Source organism: Pseudomonas sp. NPDC086566 (genome assembly GCF_050280885.1).
Taxonomy (GTDB): domain Bacteria; phylum Pseudomonadota; class Gammaproteobacteria; order Pseudomonadales; family Pseudomonadaceae; genus Aquipseudomonas; species Aquipseudomonas vlassakiae.
The window spans coordinates 17,036-33,325 of record NZ_JBNNWD010000013.1; the positions used below are offsets into that span (position 1 = coordinate 17,036).

Below are 16,290 nucleotides of genomic sequence, written 5' to 3' on the forward strand. Positions count from 1 at the left end.
GAGGCAGCATGAACACTTGGCAACGCCGCGCGCTGTTGGCCGCCGGTTTCTCCCTCACCCTCAGCAGTGCGGCCTGGGCTGCCCTGTCCGACGTCGACCCGGGCCCCTACACCTTCGCCACCGGCGGTTTCCCGTTGTGGTACAAGGACACCGATGGGTTGTCACTGGAACTGTGCCGCTCGCATGCCGTCAGCACCCTGGTCGCTGGCGCCCCCGGTGCACCGGCCTACATGTGCACCCTGCTGCCAGAGCCGGGTGTCTTCGACGATACCCTGCCCCTGGTGTTCCCTGACAACTGGCCTTCGGAGATGTTCTGGTTCCTGGCGGAAACCAGTATTCCAGCCGTTGGCAACAGCGGCTATGCCCTCGACGCCTATGTGGCGGGCATAGAAGCGGCATTCGCTGGTGGCAACCCGGTCGACGGTGACCAGCAGAGCTTTGCCCGCATCCGTCTGCGCGTCTCGGTGCCCACTGCCGGTACCTACACCATCACCCACCCCTACGGCGTGGAGACGGTCAACGTCACTACACCCGGCCGCCGGGCGATCAACATCACTCGTGACATCGGCATCGGCGCCCCAGGCAACTTCACCGGCGCGCTCAATGGTGCAATCGGGCCGTTCATCCAAGGTTTAGGCGCTCCCTATACCGCCGTGAACCCGGATACCGGCAGCACCGACACCTTCATCGGTGACCCCAACCGCCCGGAAGCGATCAAGGGCAGCCCGTTCAACACCAACTTCATCCGCATCGACGGCCCGCCCGGGCGCATCGAAACCAGCCTGTTCACGGTCTCCGGCAAGGTACTCGACCAACGTCCTCAGCTCCCGGCATCACTGGAACGGGCGACCTATTCGCGCAATGCCGGCGGCACCCGGGTGGAGGTATTCGCCAAGGCGCCAAGCGACGCCAGTGTCTGCTTCCGCAACGGCCTGGCGCTGGTCGGCACGCCGCCCTCGCCTTGCCAGTTCAGCATGACGTCGGACAACAACGGGCTGTTCTTCAGTCAGCAACTGAGCCAGGCGGCGCCGCCGCCGGTGGTCGTGGTGACCGCCAGCAGCAGCGACCTCAACACCCAGCCGACCGCCATTTCGAGCAAGCTTTCCGATGTGGTCAAAGTCAGCACCGCACGCTACGAGTGGGCCAACAAGCGGCTGATCCTCGAAGCGCGCTCCAGCGATGAAGTGCTGATCCCGGACATGGTCGCCCAAGGCTATGGCCGGCTGTCCAAGTCCGGCACCCTGCAAACGCTCACCGTTAATGACCTGACCCAGCCACCGGCCACCGTCACCATCAAGTCCAGCCATGGCGGCGTGGATGTGGAGCCGGTGGTGGTGGTCGGCACCGCACCGGTGTCGGCCGCCAACCAGCCACCGCTGGCCCAGGCCGATGTCGGCAGCACCAGCGTCGGCGTGCCGCTGACGATGAACCTGCTGCTCAACGACAGCGACCCGGACGGCAACGTGCCACTGAGCATCACCGACGTTACCCAACCGGCCACCGGCCAGGGCAGCGTGGCCCTCAACGGTAGTACTGCGGTGACTTACACCCCACCGCCAGGTGCCACGCAGCCGGTGGTCGCCACCTTCACCTACCGGGCAATGGACGCCAAGGGGCTGAAGTCGCAACCGGCCACCGTGACCGTCAACGTCGCGCCCAACCAGGCCCCCACCGCCAACCCGGAAACCGTTACCACCCTGGCCGCACCGCTGACCATCAACGTGTTGACCAACGACACCGACCCGGAAGGCAACGTGCCGTTGACCGTGGCCAACCTGACCCAGCCTGCCGCCGGTCGCGGCAGCGTGAGCACCGATGGCACCACGGTCAGCTACACCCCTCCGGCCACGGTGACCACGGCGTTCACCACCACCTTCACCTACCAGGCGCGTGATTCCCTGGGTGCGCTGTCCGCCCCCGCCACCGTCACGGTCAACGTGCAGCCACGGCCCGCAGCCGGCGAGACCTTCACGGTCACCGCCGCCACCGTCCTGGCCCGCTCGAACAACCGTTACAACTGGGATGTCAGCGGCACTTCGTCGGTAACCACCGGCAACACCGTGACCGTGCGGGTGACCACCACAACCGGCATACAGACCCTCGGCACCACCACGGTACCGGTGACTGGCCGCTGGCGCCTGACCGTGAGCAACAGCACCACGATCGTCCCGACTGCGGCACCGACCGCCACCGTGACCAGCAGCCAAGGCAGTACCCGTACTGTCAACGTGACGGTGCAGTAAGGCCAGGAGAACGCCATGAAGTGCCTGTATCCACTGCTGCTGAGCCTGGCCCTGGCGGGCCAGGCCGGAGCCGATGACCTGATGGACAACGCCGACCTGGCACCCGGCAGCGACCTCGGCGAACCGCTGGTCATCCGCCTGCTGCCGGTCGGTGCCGGTCAGGCGGCGGTGATCGAGCAGCAGGGCAACGGCAACCGCGCCGCCCTCGACCAGAACGGCCAGGCCCTGCTGGGCCGCATCGTCCAGGCCGGGGGCGCCCAGGAGGCGTACATCCTGCAGGAAGGCAGTGACCTGATGGCCAACATCAGCCAACAGGGATATGGCAACAGCGCTGCGATCCGCCAGAGCGGCACCGGCAACAGTGCCAGCATCGAGCAGATCGGCAACCACAACAGCGCCAGTATCGAGCAGGCCGGCACAGGCCTGAGCAGCTCAGTGACCCAAGCCGGCAATGGCCAGCATGTTCAGATCACCCAATACCGATAGACCTGGAGGCACCCCCATGTTCAAGCTCGCTCCCCTCAGCGCCGCTATCGTCCTGGCCCTGGCCGGCCAGGTCATGGCTGACGACAGCACCTCGAACCAGTCGCAGAACGGTAACCAGAACATCGCCGAAGTACAGCAGACGGTGGCGCCGTTCGCCGCGGCCACCCAGACCCAGACTGGCAAGGGCCACAACCACCTGGCGGTGCAGGAAAACAGCACCAGCACCATCAACCAGAGCGCCAGCGGGTCGTACAACGCCGGCTACGCTGAGCAACTGTTCGAAAATGGCAGCCAGATCACCCAGCAGGCCGCGGGGTCCTACAACGATGCCTTCGCCAGCCAGTCGGTGGGCGAGAACAACCAGTCGCTGCAAAGCCAGCAAGGCAGCGAAAACCGCTCGACCGTGTGGCAGGACACCCAGACCAGCAGCCAGGCCACCACCACCCAGAGCGGCCAGCGCAACGAAGCCTTCGTCGAGCAGCTGTTCGGCGGCAGCAACAACCGCGCCAGTGTCACCCAGGATGGCCAGGACAACTACGCCGCCTCCGAGCACATCCTGCATAACGATGGCTACGTGCAGATCTACCAGCAAGGCAAGCAGAACTTTGCCTACGGTGACCAGCGCGACGGCAATGGCGGCACCATTGCCATCGACCAATACGGCACCGGCAACTCGGTGGAAGTCTGGCAGGACACCCAGACCGGCAGCCGTGCCACCGTCAACCAGACCGGCCAGACCAACGAAGGCTACATCGACCAGAGCTTCGGCAAGGACAACGTCGCCAACCTGTATCAACAGGGCCAGTCCAACGCCAGCTGGTCGGATCAGTTCGAGACCAACAACTCGAACACCACCGTTTCCCAGGGTGGCAAGAACAACAGCAGCTTCACCTACCAGACCGGTGACAACCAGAGCCTGACCATCAACAGCAAGGGCAACGGCAACAAGGTCCTGGCCAGCAACTGGAAAGGCGACAAGCTGGGTGGCCAGTTCGGCAACAACCAGACCGCCAATATCCACCAGAACGGCACCGGCAACAGCGCCAACCTGACCCAGAATGGCGAGTACCAACTGGCCACGCTGAGCCAGAAAGGCACCGGCAACACCATGCAGACCAAGCAGGCCGACAGTTACAACGAGCTGTACTTCGAGCAGAACGGGAGCGACAACAGCCTCATCGCCGACCAGCGCGGCACCGACAACTATGCCTACGGCTCGTCCACCGGCAGTGGCAACAGCATCAACCTGGACCAGTCCGGCTACGCCAACCAGAGCTACACCACCCAGCTGTACGGCAGTGGCAACAGCGCCACCATCAAGCAGGCTGACAGCGCCAACGTCGCCTACGTCACCCAGGGCGGCAACAACAACGCCGCCATCGTCAACCAGAGCGGCGCCTACCAGAGCGCCACCATCAGCCAGATGGGCAACGGCAACACCGCTACCGCTACCCAACGCTGACCAGCTCCCCCTTGAACCGCGGCGTCTCCTCTCCCTGGCGTCGCGGTTCCTTTTTAGATTTCGACATTTGATATATCCGAATCAAAAAAGCTCTCGACACTCTTGGCAAGAAGGCACAAGATTTTATAACACACTATTCCAAACCCTCAAACTTCCTGACAGAATTCGCATACACTCTCATCCGATAGGCTAATGAATTAATGTTGACCTTACTCAGATGGGGATGCATGTTCTTCGCCCCATAATAATACGTTCTGCTCCCGCCAAACATAAGACCTTCACCAATAGCGAGACTAACTATTTTCTCCCCTTCCGTTAGCTTTAAGGGTGCCCCAGCGCGTGATTTTCTGTCATAAGCGGCTACCCGCCCCGTCAAATAACCAATCATATTGTCTGCTTCTTTCCCTGCGCTTTCACCCCATTTACCCTGCATGTCTTTGACCACGTCGACTACAGCTGCCGGAATCGTAGAGGGTGAATCTCTCATACGCTTTGGCCGGACATGAAGTTGCTCAATTGGCGAGCCTGTTCGCTTCAAACGCCCCTGCTCAGCAATTTGCTTAAGATTTTTACGCACAACGCTCCAATATTTGTTCACCCTAGCCTGGGGATTCTGCACGATCACCGACGGGCGTCCTGGTGAGTTCCCACTCGGATCCACGTAATTAACTGGATCACCTTTGCAGTAAGCGTACGCATTGATTCCTCCTATGTCGAATGGACTAAACCCGTCCGGGCTGACGAACCGCATCAATACCGAACTGTAAGCACGCTTACCCATGCCTAAAAAGTCACAGCCCGTTACCCCATCACGCGTTTGACCATTGAACCCTAACAGGGTGCTGCGCTTGTGCCACTCATCATATCCATAGACTGTATAAGGTGTTGCACCTCTCGTTTGCATCACTGATTTTTTTTCATCAGTAGAAAGCAGATGACACTCGGGCAATGCGCCAGCGCGAGATTCGGAAAACAGCACGTCCTCGAACTGAAATACCCTGACGCTTTCACTTCCAGTAATGACGGCCAATAAATTATTGCCGCTGTAGAAATTTCTTGTCTTCATCGTGCCCCCACGCCGGATTAGCATCAACCTCAATATGAGCACGCTGATGTGCAGGCGACAACTATCATAATTATCAGTTGCTTGACGTCGAGCTGTTCGGTCCCCAGCCACATCTTGCTTAACCTGATGTAGCGGATCGATTCGGGCACACCTTACAATGCCTGGCATCCCCACATTACGTCGCCGCCCCATGATCCAGTCCGACCTCGACCTGTTCGGCCCCCAGCCGCAACGCCTGGCCAGCCACACCGTGCTGCTGCCCGGCTTCGCCCTGGCCGAGATCGAGCCGCTGCTCGATGCGCTGCGGCCGGTGCTGCGAGCCGCACCCTTCAGGCACATGCAGACACCGGGCGGCCTGAACATGGCGGTGGCGTTGACCAATTGCGGCGCGCTGGGTTGGGTCAGTGATGCTAAGGGTTATCGCTACAGCCCCACCGACCCGGTCAGCGGCCAACCCTGGCCTGCCCTGCCCCAGGTACTGCTCGAACTGGCGGGCCGCGCAGCGGCGACGGCCGGCTTCGAAGGTTTCGTGCCGGATGCCTGTCTGGTCAACCACTACCTGCCCGGCACCCGCCTGAGCCTGCACCAGGACCGCGACGAGCAGGACTTCGGCCAGCCGATCGTGTCGATTTCACTGGGGTTGCCGGCGGTGTTCCTGTTTGGTGGGCTGCAGCGTTCGGACAAGACTCAGCGGATACCATTGAGCCATGGGGATGTGCTGGTGTGGGGAGGCGAAGATCGGCTGCGCTTTCATGGGGTATTGCCGATAAAGCCGGGGGTGCATTCGCGGATGGGCGAGCGGCGGATCAATCTGACCTTGCGCAAAGCGGGTTGACCGGTAAGCCGGTCCGGCCTCTTCGCGGCGGTTCGACGCCTCGATAAACCCGCTCCCACAAGGACGGCCTCGCATATGAGATCACGCAATACCTGTGGGAGCGGGTTCACCCGCGAAGAGGCCCTGAAGCCCAACCAAGCGTCAGATAGCCGGCGCCGTCTTCCGTCCGGCCAGCTGCTGCCGTTCCAACCCATCCAGCAACGCCTCCACCACCGCCTTGGCCGAATCCAGCCCATGGTCGTTGCTCAACAACAGATCACGACAGGTTCCCTTGGCCAGCTCCAGCGCCTTCAGATTGGTGGCGCGTACGGGAGGATCAGGTAAGCCTTTTGTCATTGTGTCGCTCCTTGATTCAATGGAGCCGCCACAAAGCGTAGGGGCATGTGCAGTAACACTTCTCCCGCCGGCTTCCACTTCCTCACCAACTGACGCGGCCGATGGCACGGGCCAGCAGGTGCCCCACCGCTGCCTCGATCTCCTACAACACGCACAGCTGCGCCGGTTCGTTGGTGGTGTAACCAACCCAACACTGACCAGCTCCCCCCTTGAACCGCGGCGTCTCCTCACCCTGGCGTCGCGGTTCCTTTTTGGTTTGACACCAGCAATGTCAGGGTTGACTACGAATTGAAGAAGCTATAGCTAATGGCAAATCGCTTGCAGACTTAAATTTATTCAGCTTTGACACCCAGTTCCTAAGTTCCCCATAATAATTGGAGTCAACAACACCGTACTTCTCTTTTAAATATGCACTCAATGAAATTGGCAGGCCTTGCTCCTTAAGCGTTTGAATGCCATATGCCGAAGCAATGTCATTTGTGGTCACCCTACGCGGCCTCCCTTTTCGTCTGCCATGCCCATACATCCCAAGTAGCTGATGTCCCTCCTGAATAGCATTATTTATCTTTGTATCAACTTCGGGCGCCGTCAGCGCCTGATCTACCTTTGATCCTTGGTCAAGTAATTCAGGCAACTCAGCATTCACTTGCCGTTCACGAGCGCGCTTCAGCCTGAACTTAATATTAGTGGGCGCCTTAAGGCGATGTGTGATTCCAACCGACGGCTTGAACTTGGCTTCACCTTCAGGGTCCGTAAAGTTGATCGGATCTCCCTCGCAGTACGCGTAGGCATTAAACGAACCGACGCCGAACGGACTAAAGCTATCAGCTGAGCAGAAGCGTCTCAATATCGGACTGAACAACCTCGCGCCCCTCCCCAGCAAGTAACAGCCTGTCCGAATGTCCCGCATTTCTCCGTTAAACCCTAAGGTGGAAATCCCAAGAGAGAAATCGTCAAAGCCGTAGGGCGTATACACGGTTGCAGCCGCAGCGCGCAGCACTGAGCCGTGGGCATCCGTTAATATCAGAGCGCATCCACCCCATATCCCAGAATGGCTCTCGGCCAACAGAGTATTTCGATGACGAATCAAGCGTCGCCCCTGATCACTGCCCCCAACAACAGATAATTTATCGAGGTGATAGAACAAATGCTCCCTCATCATTCACTCCCGCGTGCATCCAAGGATCGAATGATGATTAGTACACCAACAACACAGTTTCTCAACTGGCAGATTTGATAGGGCCGGGTAGGCCAGAGGCGTAAGCGGGGCCCGCCTGAGCCTGCACCAGGACCGTGACGAACAGGACTTCGGCCAGCCGATCGTGTCGATTTCACTGGGGTTGCCGGCGGTGTTCCTGTTTGGTGGGCTGCAGCGTTCGGACAAGACTCAGCGGATACCATTGAGCCATGGGGATGTGCTGGTGTGGGGAGGCGAAGATCGGCTGCGCTTTCATGGGGTGTTGCCGATAAAGCCGGGGGTGCATCCGCGGATGGGCGAGCGGCGGATTAATCTGACCTTGCGCAAGGCGGGGTGATCGCACACTTTTTCAATGTCGGCGGTTCACCTGCCAATCGCCCTACCTGACAGTCCTAGCACTTTTACCAGTTGCGAGCTTTTGCAACTGGCCTCAGTCTTTTGTACAGGCATAATCCCGGGTACGAGAATTGTGAAAATGCGACGACAAGCCACCTTGAACCCTGCATTTACACCCTATGGTTTTTCATTACGGGAAGATATTCCAAAATCTCACCTTGGATTTTGCGGCGAGCATCCAGACATTCTCACTGGTCTTTACTGGTTAGGAAATGGATATCGACTATACAACCCTACGGTCATGCGCTTCACCGCCCCTGACGACATGAGCCCATTTGGCAAAGGGGGACTGAATAGCTACGTTTACTGCGCTGGCGACCCGGTGAATTATACCGACCCGACTGGGCATATGCTGAAACATAACGGCTTTAAGCCAAAACCATCCCCTCGCGTGTCGCAAGCACCCCGCAAGAGGGCTCGCTCAGAGAGTCCACCCCCTCCCAGTAAACGTCAGCGAAGCGCTTTGTTAGAAAATAGAACGCCTGCACAGGGGCCGGTAGAACGTGCTACGTCACCGATCCTCCCGGGGTATTCAAGGAACAATCCAGATACTGATTCAGCATCGGGCGAGACCTGGCAAATTCGAAGCCGTGCGAGTTCGAATAACAGCCTGGATGCTAATTTTGCGAGTGACAAAGAAAGTTCGAGCCACTCATTTGGCAGCGCAGCTGATCCATCAACACCACCCGCAAGCCCGGTACCGGGCGAGGTTCAAAACGGCAGGACAATCGACTTCGAAAAAATGTTTCAAAGTTTAGATCTGGAAGCACTCAATCAATCGGTTAAAAACCTACGCAGAAGCCCTTGACTGCCTGCCCATCGTCCTCGCAAAAGTTGATCAGGTCACGACGAAACGCTCGCTTCTGCTGCTGGCGATGTGCGGACCTCTTTGCGGGCAAGCCTGCAAAGAGGCCCAGAAGGTCAATCACGACTGTCGCTCGATATCAACAGAGCCCACTCCTCAAACACTCCCCACCTGCGGCGCCTTCCCTCGCCCGGCCAGCTGCTGCCGTTCCACTCCATCCAGCAACGCCTCCACCACCGCCTTGGCCGAATCCAGCCCATGGTCATTGCTCAACAACAGATCACGGCAGGTCCCCTTGGCCAGCTCCAGTGCCTTCAAATTGGTCGCAAACGCCCCTTTCAGCAGCGTGGACAGGTGCACCAGCGCATCTTCGTAATCCACCCCCGAACGCACGGCAAACAACGGCGGATGGCTGCATTCGCAGGTGGAGAAACTGGAGGCCGCCGTGGTGGCGCGTACGGGAGGATCAGGTAAGCCTTTTGTCATTGTGTCGCTCCTTGATTCAATGGAGCCGCCACACAACGTGACCAAACGAATGGGTGGCGACTGTACGCGGGTTGGTCAACCGGGAATCAAGGAAACCGGCGCGCACGAAGGCGCCCCACGCACAGCCGCCATAAAACGAAACAGCCGGGCACAAAAAAAGTGCCAACTGTATCGTAGAGCGGGCGCTTGTGCGCCTTGATGATTGCGGGTGACCAAACCCGGCTGCTGGATTTACAGCAGCGGGCAAAGACTACCGGTGTCGGGGAAGCGTTTCAAGCGAAGGGCATGTGCAGTAACACTTCTCTTGCCGGTCGCTACGTCCTCACCTGCTGACGTGTATGGCTCAAGCTTTGGGTTGGGGCTGACATCGAGCGCCGCCCGCGCGGAGCAGAGCTCGCGATGCGCCGCGCGGGCGGCGCTCGATCTCACAGGCACTGAAAACCTCACGGCGAACCCTCTAGAACCCATCACTGCGCCTGATTCTGGCTCAGGAACTTGTCCACCTCTGCCTTGCCCTCCCCCGGATCCCCCGCCACCTGCCACAGCCGCCGCTCGATCCCCTGGGCCAGCAGGTGCCCCACCGCTGCCTCGATCGCCGACAACACGCACAGCTGCGCAGGCTCGTTAGTGGTGTAGCCCACCTCGGCTTCCAGCAACTTCTTGAACTCGATGAACTTGAACACCCCGGCATTGCGACCAATCGAATAGATGGTCTTGCTGGTCATGACGTTGGCCAGCACCTGCCCGGTGCGTACGTCCACCGCACGCAGGTTGACCGTGACCTGGTCGACCCGGTACTCGCGGGAGATGTCGACGCCCAGGTAGCGGGCGCCTTCACCGCCACTGCGCACGTTGGTGTCGTAGGCGATGATCCCGCCTTCGAGCATCAGGTTGGCGGCTTGCAGCGGTGGCAGTTCGCTCATGATGTTTTCCGGCACGTCGGGCTTTTTCTGCGAAGCACGGATGATCTTGCGTTCGGTCAGCAGGTTCTGCAGGCCTTCACGCTCCAGCACCACGAACCAGCCGCTGGCGTTCAGCGCGTCCATCAGCATGCTCGCTGCGCCCTGGGTGACGCTGGTGGAGAACGAACTGGCCGGGGTTGGCTTGTATTGCCCGGTCTGGTCGCGGAAGCCGTAGACCACGGCCATCAAGCGGCCTTTGGGGCGCGGCATGTTGATCAGGTCGTAGTAGGTAGAGGCCCGCGGCGTCAGGGTCGGAGTTTCGCTGTCCTGTTCGGCCGGCATCGGCTCGCGCAGGCCGCAGCCTTGCAGGCCGGCAAGTGTGGCGACAATCACTAGAGTGCTCAGCAGACGTTTCATGGTGCTCTCTCCCCAGCTAAACGACCCGTCCCTCTCAGGGGTTCAGGCCACTGACCTCAATGAGCGACGTTTCCCCTGTGGCGCGGTCGGTGACCTTGATGCTCAGGGCACCGGAGTCATCGATCACATCGATCAGGAACGCGTCGGTGGCCATGCTGCCGGTCTTGCCGTTGCTGATGTTGTCCATCAGCTGCGACAGCATCCGCGACTCCAGCTGGTTGCTGAAGCGCTCCAGGGCCGAGGTACCGTTGATGGCGGATGCGCGGTCCTTCAGGTCCGGGTCGTCGTGGTCGTTCTGCGCCTGGGCGTTGTTGAGCAGCCAGGTGCCGTTCAACGGGTTGCCGCCGAACGCCGGGTTGACCGGGGTATACACAAGTTCGGTGGCGTGCACGGCGCAGGCACTGAGCAGCAGGCCAGCCGCAAGGCAACGGGGTATGCACGTGTTCATAGCTCATCCCTATCCAGATCAGTGGTGTCCTGCAGCAGCCGTTGCAGCTTGCGCTGAATGACTTCCTGCTTGACCAGGTCGGCGGCCGCGACGGCCTCTTCTTTTAACTGCGTGACATTCGGCGGCAGAAAGCGCCGGTACAGCACGTCACGGTCGAACTCCACGGTCACCAGGCTGCCCCAGCGGGCATCCGGGCGTTCGCGCACCACCAGGTTGAAGTCCAGCCGGCTGGTGGCGCGCAGGCGGTCGGCGAAGTAGTAGTAAAAGTCATGGCCAATGTGCGAGATGGTGTTGTCGACGATGAAACCCTTCATCTCGTCGGCCCCTGCCATGGCCGCATCCGGCCCCCCGGCTGCCAACAGCAGGCTCAGGCACAGGGCATGCAGGCGTTTCATGGCGTGTCTCCCGGCCCCGCATGGGTACGGCCGCCACCAGCACTTTCGTTGAAGGCCTGCTCGGCGACGAACTGCCAGTCGCTGTAATGTTCCAGGCCTTCGAAACCGGAAAACTGCATGTCGAAGCCACTGCGCTTGAACGGCGTGGCATCGGAGCGGCTGTGCACCCCGGTGATACGGCCATCGATGGCGCGCAGCAGGCCCCAGTCGTCACTGTTGGTGATCGGGTCCGGGTACAGCCGGCGGATGTGCCGCTTGGCCTCGGGGAAGCGGTTGTCTTCGAGCAGGTCGGCCAGCTCCTTGGGGTACTGGGCCAGGCCTGGCGAGGCGCGATAGTAGCTGCGCAGGGCCTGGGCATACTGGCCACCGACCCACAGCAGTTGGCGCTCCTGCTCGCGCTGGGCAACGCTTGACCACACTGTGCCGGTAGCGGCCAGGGCCACGCTGCTGATCGCGATCAGCAGCAGCACACCCAGGTAGGTGAAGCCGGCGCTGGCCTTACCATTCGGCGAACAGGCTGCCATCACGCGCCCTCCCTGTGGCACCGCTCTTGATATCGGCCACACCGCCGGCCACGCCCTCAGGCGGCGGCACCAGCTGCCAGGCGTCACTGCGCTCGGTGATCGGGTCGACCGGGGTGTTGCGCAGGTAACGCTGCTCGACCAGTTGCTCCAGCGAATCCGGGTAATGGCCGGTGTCGCCGTAGTAATGGTCCAGGGCTTCGCGCAGCACCGCCAGGCTCTGGCGCAAGGTGGCCTCGCGGGAGCTGTCCAGGCTGTTGAAGTAGCGCGGCATGGCGATGGTCATCAGCGTGGCAATGATCGCCATCACCACCAGCAGTTCGATCAGGGTGAAGCCTTTGCTGCGTTTCATGGCTGTCACCATTGCCCGTAAGGGATGTTGTTGAGGCCTTTGCCGCGGGCCTTGGAATACACGTCGAAGACGTCCTCGCCTTCACGCGGGTTGTCCGGGCTGCTGGCGTACGCACGCAGGCCCCAACCGCCTTCGTCCTGGTTCCTGGCCGCCACCAGCGGGTCGTGGGGAATGCGTCGCAGGAAGTAGAACTTGGCGCCCTTGGCACTGCGCACATCGCGCACGCCATCGACCAGCACCTGCAGGTTCGGCGGGTAGCCGCTGGCATCCAGGCGCTTCTCGATGTACCCGGCGTCAAAGGCGCGCTTGTAGGCGTCGATGGCATCGCGGATCTGGTACAGCGCCTCGCGCAGCTGTTGCTCCTTGCCACGGCGCACCACCGTCTCGGTCAGCGGTGCAGCCATGGTCGCGAGCAGCCCGAGCAGGGCCAGGGTCAGCACCACTTCGATCAGGCTGAACCCCTGCTGGCGGCGTTTCATGGCCGTGGGCTCACAGTGACAGGGGCCGGGGCAGTGGCCACTTGGCTCTGGATCACCGGGGCACTGTCCTGGCTATCGCTCGGCACGTCGCCTGGCACATCACGCACGGGCAGCGGCGCCGCCTGGCGCACCTGCATGCTCGACTCGGTGCCGGTACCGAACTCCATGTCCGAAGGGCTCTGGTACGGCAGGTTACGCACGATCCGCGGGGTGATCGCCAGCACCAGCTCGGACTTGCTCATGTCGTCCTTGTTGCTGCCGAACAGCCGCCCCAGGCCAGGGATGTCGCCAAGGCCGGGGATCTTGTTGCCGGCGGCGTTGTGGTCGTTGCGCACCAGGCCGGCCAGCACCTGGGTTTCGCCGTCGTGCAGGCGCAGGCTGGTCTGCGCGTTGCGGGTATCGACCTGGACCGGGATGGTGCCCTGGCGGGTGGCCTCCAGGGGGGTGGCGTTGCTTACTTCAAGGGCAATCTTGATCGCCACTTCGTTGTTCAGGTGCACCGTCGGCTGCACTTCAAGTTTGAGGCCCACGTCCAGGTAGGTCACGCTTTCGGTGATCACCGGGCCTTGGGTGGACGGTACCGAGGTGGCACTGATGATCGGTACCCGCTGGCCGATGTGGATACGCGCCTGCTCACGGTTGCTGACGCGAATCACCGGGCTGGCCAAGGTGTTGATGTCCTTGTCCTGGGCATTGATCTTGGCCTGTGGTGCCGGCGAGATGCTGATACGGCTGGAGTTGATGCCGCGCAGCTGGTCGAGCACGCTGACCGGGTTGCCGTCGTCGGTCAGCACACCGAAGGTGTTGGGCCATTGCAGGCCAAGGTCGAGGATGCGCGAGGTGGCGACTTCCATCACCTCCACTTCCAGCACCACCTCGGGGTTGGACTGGTCCTGCGACTGCAGCAGTTTTTCGGCCATGCGCACGGCGTCGGGGGTGTCACGCATGGTCAGGGTGTTGAGGCGTTCGTCGACGAACACGTCACGGGTCTTGAGCATGGTCTTGACCATGTTCAGCGCGGTGTTGGCGTCGATGCTGGTCAGGTAGAACGTGCGCATGACCAGTTCCTGGTAGTCCTTGGTCTTCTGCGGCGAATCGGGGTAGATCAGCAAGGTGTTGTCGTTGACGATCTTCTGGCGCAGCTGGTTCTGCTCCAGCAGCAGCGCCACGGCATCTTCGATGCGCACCTCGCGCACGAAGATGGTGGCTTTCATGTCCGGGCGCAGGTCCTTGTCGAAGATGAAGTTGATGCCGGCGACCTGCGACAGCACCTCGAAGATGGTCTTCAGGCCGGCATCGCGAAACTCCAGGGTGACCGGGCGCTCCAGCTTGCTCTTCAGTTGCGGGTACGGCGTTGCGGTGCGGGCCTGGACATTCTCGATGTCGGTGCGCAGGGCTATGCCCTTCTGGTTCTGTGGGTCCAGGCGCAGCACCTCACGCATGTAGCGCTCGGCACCGAACAGGTCGCCCTGGCGCAGCGCGGCCTGGCCCAGCGCGACACGCTCGTCGAGGGTGCGGATCAGCTCAAGGTGGCGGATGCCTTCCTGGGCGCGGCGGTTGTTCGGCTCGAGGGTCAGCACCCGGCTGTAGCCGGTGCGGGCGCTGGTGAAGTCGTGGCGGATGCGGTCGGCATCGGCCTGGCTGATCAGTGCTTCCACCGCCGCCTGGCGACCGTGGGCCAGGGCGATGTTCAGCTCGGTGTCGCGCGGGTTTTCCCTCAAGGCCTCTTCCAGGCGGGCGATGCCGGCCTCGTACTGGCCCTCCTTCATCAGCTCGGCGCTGTCCTTGCGCACCCCGCTGGAACCGCAGCCGGCAATGGCCACGCACAGCGCCAGGAGCATGAACGGAGCAGGCTTGCACAGTTTTGACGACTTCATGGTGCGCTCCCTACAGACAAGGTCTGTGACTGATGCAAAGGCAGATAAACCAGGTCCAGCTCATTGGCCGAGACTCTGTCGAGGCGATAGGTACTGTCGATCACGTCGCCCTTGCGCACGACATAGAGCTTTTCGCCGCTTTGCAGGAAGATCTGCAGGTCGTCACGGTCGCCCATGCGGCCGACGAACTGGAACGGCAGCGCCGGGGCGGTGGGGGCCGCAGCTACCACGGGCGCGGCGGCTACGGGTTGTTCGGTGACCGTGGCCAGGGCTTGTGGCTTGGTCCATTGCTGGGGTGGGAACAGATCTCTGGAGGCCTGTACCGACCCTTTCGCCGGCTCACCCGCTCCCACAGGTTGCGCATGCGACGCCGCTCCTGTGGGAGCGGGCTTGCCCGCGAAGGGTGCGACGCTGTCTTCCTGGTTGAACCAGTGCCCCGGCGCCCATGCCAGCGCTGCCGACACACCCAGGAACCCGACCCACATCACTGCGCGTTGTGTATTCATCACGACCTCGACAGGTAGAGGGTCAGGCGCACCCGGCCGATGAGTTCGGTATCGCCGATGTTCTTGCGTTGCAGTTCGAGGTCTTCCAGCACCAGGGTCGGCAGCTGGCCGATCAGGCCGCGCAGGAAGCCGCGGATCTGCGGGTAGCTGCCGCGCATCGGCAGGATGATCTGGTAGCGCGACAGCTGGGTCTTGGGATCGACCCCCAGGGCGTATTCGCCACGCGCCAGGCTGATGTGCTCGGCACTGGCCAGGTGATACAGGCGCTCGATCAGCTCGCTCGCTTCAGGCTGCCCGGGCAGTTGCTGGCGCAGGCTGTCCAGCGCTTGCTGCTCGGGCTTGACGGCAATCTTCAGCTCGCCGCGCTTGACCCGTTCGACCTGGACGCTGGCATCCGCTTCGCTGGCACGCAGCTCGCGCACGGCCTGCCATTCGGGGGCTACGCCCAGCATGGCGACACCGACAGCGAGCACGGCGACGGCGGCGGCGCCCAGGCCGACCGGGCCGATGCGGCGCAGTTGCTCATGAATGATCAGACTAGGGACGCGCATGGCCAATCTCCCAGCTGGCAGTAAGGTTGAAGCGCACCGGGTGCTCAGGCTGCCCGGCCAGCACTTCGTGGTTGAGCAGCGAGACATCGCTGAGCTCGTCGCTTTGCTCCAAACGCTGGTGGTACTGCAGCATCGCTTCCAGGTTGCGGGCCTCGGCGGTGATGCGCACCTGGCCCTTGCGGGCGTCCGGGGTCAGGGTCAGCAGTGCCACGTCGTCCTGCGGCTGCGCTTCGAGCATGGCGAACAGTTGTTGCCAGGGCCGTTGCAGTTGCTGCGAGACGCTGCGCATCTGCGTCAGGCGTTCGGCCTGTTCGCGGCTGGCGGCGCTGTTCTGTGGGGCGACCGGGGCCGGGCGGCGGCCCAGTTGCCGCTCCAGGCTGTGCACGCGGGCTTCCAGGTCTACCGCTTCGACCTGCAGCTGCTGTTGCACCAGCACCAGCCCGGCGACTGCGACAGCGCCCAGGGCCAGCAGCGACCAGGCCAGCGGGCCGCTGCGACGGGGCTGAAATTCCAGGTCGAGGCGGCGCAT

At 61.8% G+C, this 16,290-nt stretch carries 19 protein-coding genes and 1 pseudogene; 6 read left to right on the forward strand and 14 right to left on the reverse strand.

Features of this window, described 5'->3' with window-relative positions:
- The first annotated feature begins 8 nt into the window (after nt 1-8).
- The 3 genes from ACQKPS_RS24740 to ACQKPS_RS24750 are packed head-to-tail and all read left to right on the forward strand — an operon-like array spanning nt 9 to nt 4,191.
- On the forward strand, nt 9-2,243 hold the full coding sequence (locus tag ACQKPS_RS24740; RefSeq protein ID WP_427605809.1) for an Ig-like domain-containing protein: 2,235 nt from the start codon (nt 9-11) through the stop codon (nt 2,241-2,243).
- 15 nt (nt 2,244-2,258) lie between these two features.
- Nucleotides 2,259-2,729 carry a curlin gene (locus ACQKPS_RS24745; RefSeq protein ID WP_283724522.1) on the forward strand — a complete coding sequence of 157 codons (471 nt, stop codon included), beginning with the start codon at nt 2,259-2,261 and terminating at the stop codon, nt 2,727-2,729.
- A gap of 16 nt (nt 2,730-2,745) precedes the next feature.
- A complete protein-coding gene (locus ACQKPS_RS24750; RefSeq protein WP_283724521.1) occupies nt 2,746-4,191 on the forward strand; it encodes a curlin in 1,446 nt (481 codons plus the stop codon).
- 133 nt (nt 4,192-4,324) lie between these two features.
- Here ACQKPS_RS24750 and ACQKPS_RS24755 read toward each other — a convergent pair whose 3' ends face one another.
- Nucleotides 4,325-5,257, reverse strand: coding sequence for an RHS repeat-associated core domain-containing protein (locus ACQKPS_RS24755; protein WP_427605812.1), 933 nt, complete (start codon nt 5,255-5,257; stop codon nt 4,325-4,327).
- Nucleotides 5,258-5,447: 190 nt separating this feature from the next.
- Here ACQKPS_RS24755 and alkB point away from each other — a divergent pair, with 190 nt between their 5' ends.
- On the forward strand, nt 5,448-6,092 hold the full coding sequence (gene alkB / locus ACQKPS_RS24760; RefSeq protein WP_427605814.1) for a DNA oxidative demethylase AlkB: 645 nt from the start codon (nt 5,448-5,450) through the stop codon (nt 6,090-6,092).
- A gap of 141 nt (nt 6,093-6,233) precedes the next feature.
- On the opposite strand, the gene ACQKPS_RS24765 is transcribed toward alkB, so the two are convergent.
- Both ACQKPS_RS24765 and ACQKPS_RS24770 read right to left on the reverse strand, forming a co-directional pair.
- Nucleotides 6,234-6,428, reverse strand: a complete 195-nt coding sequence (locus ACQKPS_RS24765) for a hypothetical protein (RefSeq protein ID WP_427605816.1) — start codon at nt 6,426-6,428, stop codon at nt 6,234-6,236.
- A 271-nt stretch (nt 6,429-6,699) separates the two neighbouring features.
- Complete coding sequence (locus tag ACQKPS_RS24770; protein WP_427605818.1) at nt 6,700-7,575, reverse strand: RHS repeat-associated core domain-containing protein; 876 nt, start codon at nt 7,573-7,575, stop codon at nt 6,700-6,702.
- Nucleotides 7,576-7,693: 118 nt separating this feature from the next.
- On the opposite strand from ACQKPS_RS24770, the pseudogene ACQKPS_RS24775 reads away from it, so the two are divergent.
- Nucleotides 7,694-7,963: pseudogene (locus ACQKPS_RS24775) on the forward strand (alpha-ketoglutarate-dependent dioxygenase AlkB); the annotation flags it as partial.
- A gap of 138 nt (nt 7,964-8,101) precedes the next feature.
- Nucleotides 8,102-8,830 (forward strand): RHS repeat-associated core domain-containing protein, encoded by a 729-nt coding sequence (locus ACQKPS_RS24780; protein WP_427605820.1) that lies wholly within the window; start codon nt 8,102-8,104, stop codon nt 8,828-8,830.
- A 153-nt stretch (nt 8,831-8,983) separates the two neighbouring features.
- On the opposite strand, the gene ACQKPS_RS24785 is transcribed toward ACQKPS_RS24780, so the two are convergent.
- The 11 genes from ACQKPS_RS24785 to ACQKPS_RS24835 all read right to left on the reverse strand — a co-directional run bounded on the left by ACQKPS_RS24785 (nt 8,984) and on the right by ACQKPS_RS24835 (nt 16,290).
- Nucleotides 8,984-9,229 carry a hypothetical protein gene (locus ACQKPS_RS24785; RefSeq protein WP_427605879.1) on the reverse strand — a complete coding sequence of 82 codons (246 nt, stop codon included), beginning with the start codon at nt 9,227-9,229 and terminating at the stop codon, nt 8,984-8,986.
- A gap of 551 nt (nt 9,230-9,780) precedes the next feature.
- A complete protein-coding gene (locus ACQKPS_RS24790) occupies nt 9,781-10,632 on the reverse strand; it encodes a CsgG/HfaB family protein (protein WP_254485275.1) in 852 nt (283 codons plus the stop codon).
- 34 nt (nt 10,633-10,666) lie between these two features.
- Nucleotides 10,667-11,080, reverse strand: a complete 414-nt coding sequence (locus tag ACQKPS_RS24795) for a curli assembly protein CsgF (protein ID WP_254485274.1) — start codon at nt 11,078-11,080, stop codon at nt 10,667-10,669.
- A complete protein-coding gene (gene csgE, locus ACQKPS_RS24800) occupies nt 11,077-11,475 on the reverse strand; it encodes a curli production assembly/transport protein CsgE (protein WP_427605822.1) in 399 nt (132 codons plus the stop codon). Before csgE ends, ACQKPS_RS24795 begins: the two co-directional genes overlap by 4 nt.
- Nucleotides 11,472-11,999 (reverse strand): type II secretion system protein, encoded by a 528-nt coding sequence (locus ACQKPS_RS24805; protein ID WP_313202523.1) that lies wholly within the window; start codon nt 11,997-11,999, stop codon nt 11,472-11,474. Before ACQKPS_RS24805 ends, csgE begins: the two co-directional genes overlap by 4 nt.
- Complete coding sequence (locus ACQKPS_RS24810; protein WP_054885274.1) at nt 11,974-12,348, reverse strand: type II secretion system protein; 375 nt, start codon at nt 12,346-12,348, stop codon at nt 11,974-11,976. Before ACQKPS_RS24810 ends, ACQKPS_RS24805 begins: the two co-directional genes overlap by 26 nt.
- Before the next feature lie 5 nt (nt 12,349-12,353).
- Nucleotides 12,354-12,827 carry a type II secretion system protein gene (locus ACQKPS_RS24815; protein ID WP_313202522.1) on the reverse strand — a complete coding sequence of 158 codons (474 nt, stop codon included), beginning with the start codon at nt 12,825-12,827 and terminating at the stop codon, nt 12,354-12,356.
- Nucleotides 12,824-14,704, reverse strand: a complete 1,881-nt coding sequence (locus tag ACQKPS_RS24820; RefSeq protein ID WP_283724518.1) for a secretin N-terminal domain-containing protein — start codon at nt 14,702-14,704, stop codon at nt 12,824-12,826. Before ACQKPS_RS24820 ends, ACQKPS_RS24815 begins: the two co-directional genes overlap by 4 nt.
- Complete coding sequence (locus tag ACQKPS_RS24825; RefSeq protein ID WP_254485269.1) at nt 14,701-15,210, reverse strand: hypothetical protein; 510 nt, start codon at nt 15,208-15,210, stop codon at nt 14,701-14,703. Before ACQKPS_RS24825 ends, ACQKPS_RS24820 begins: the two co-directional genes overlap by 4 nt.
- Nucleotides 15,210-15,761, reverse strand: a complete 552-nt coding sequence (gene pilO, locus ACQKPS_RS24830) for a type 4a pilus biogenesis protein PilO (RefSeq protein WP_254485268.1) — start codon at nt 15,759-15,761, stop codon at nt 15,210-15,212. The genes ACQKPS_RS24825 and pilO overlap by 1 nt, the downstream gene beginning before the upstream one ends.
- Nucleotides 15,748-16,290 carry a PilN domain-containing protein gene (locus tag ACQKPS_RS24835; RefSeq protein ID WP_427605826.1) on the reverse strand — a complete coding sequence of 181 codons (543 nt, stop codon included), beginning with the start codon at nt 16,288-16,290 and terminating at the stop codon, nt 15,748-15,750. Before ACQKPS_RS24835 ends, pilO begins: the two co-directional genes overlap by 14 nt.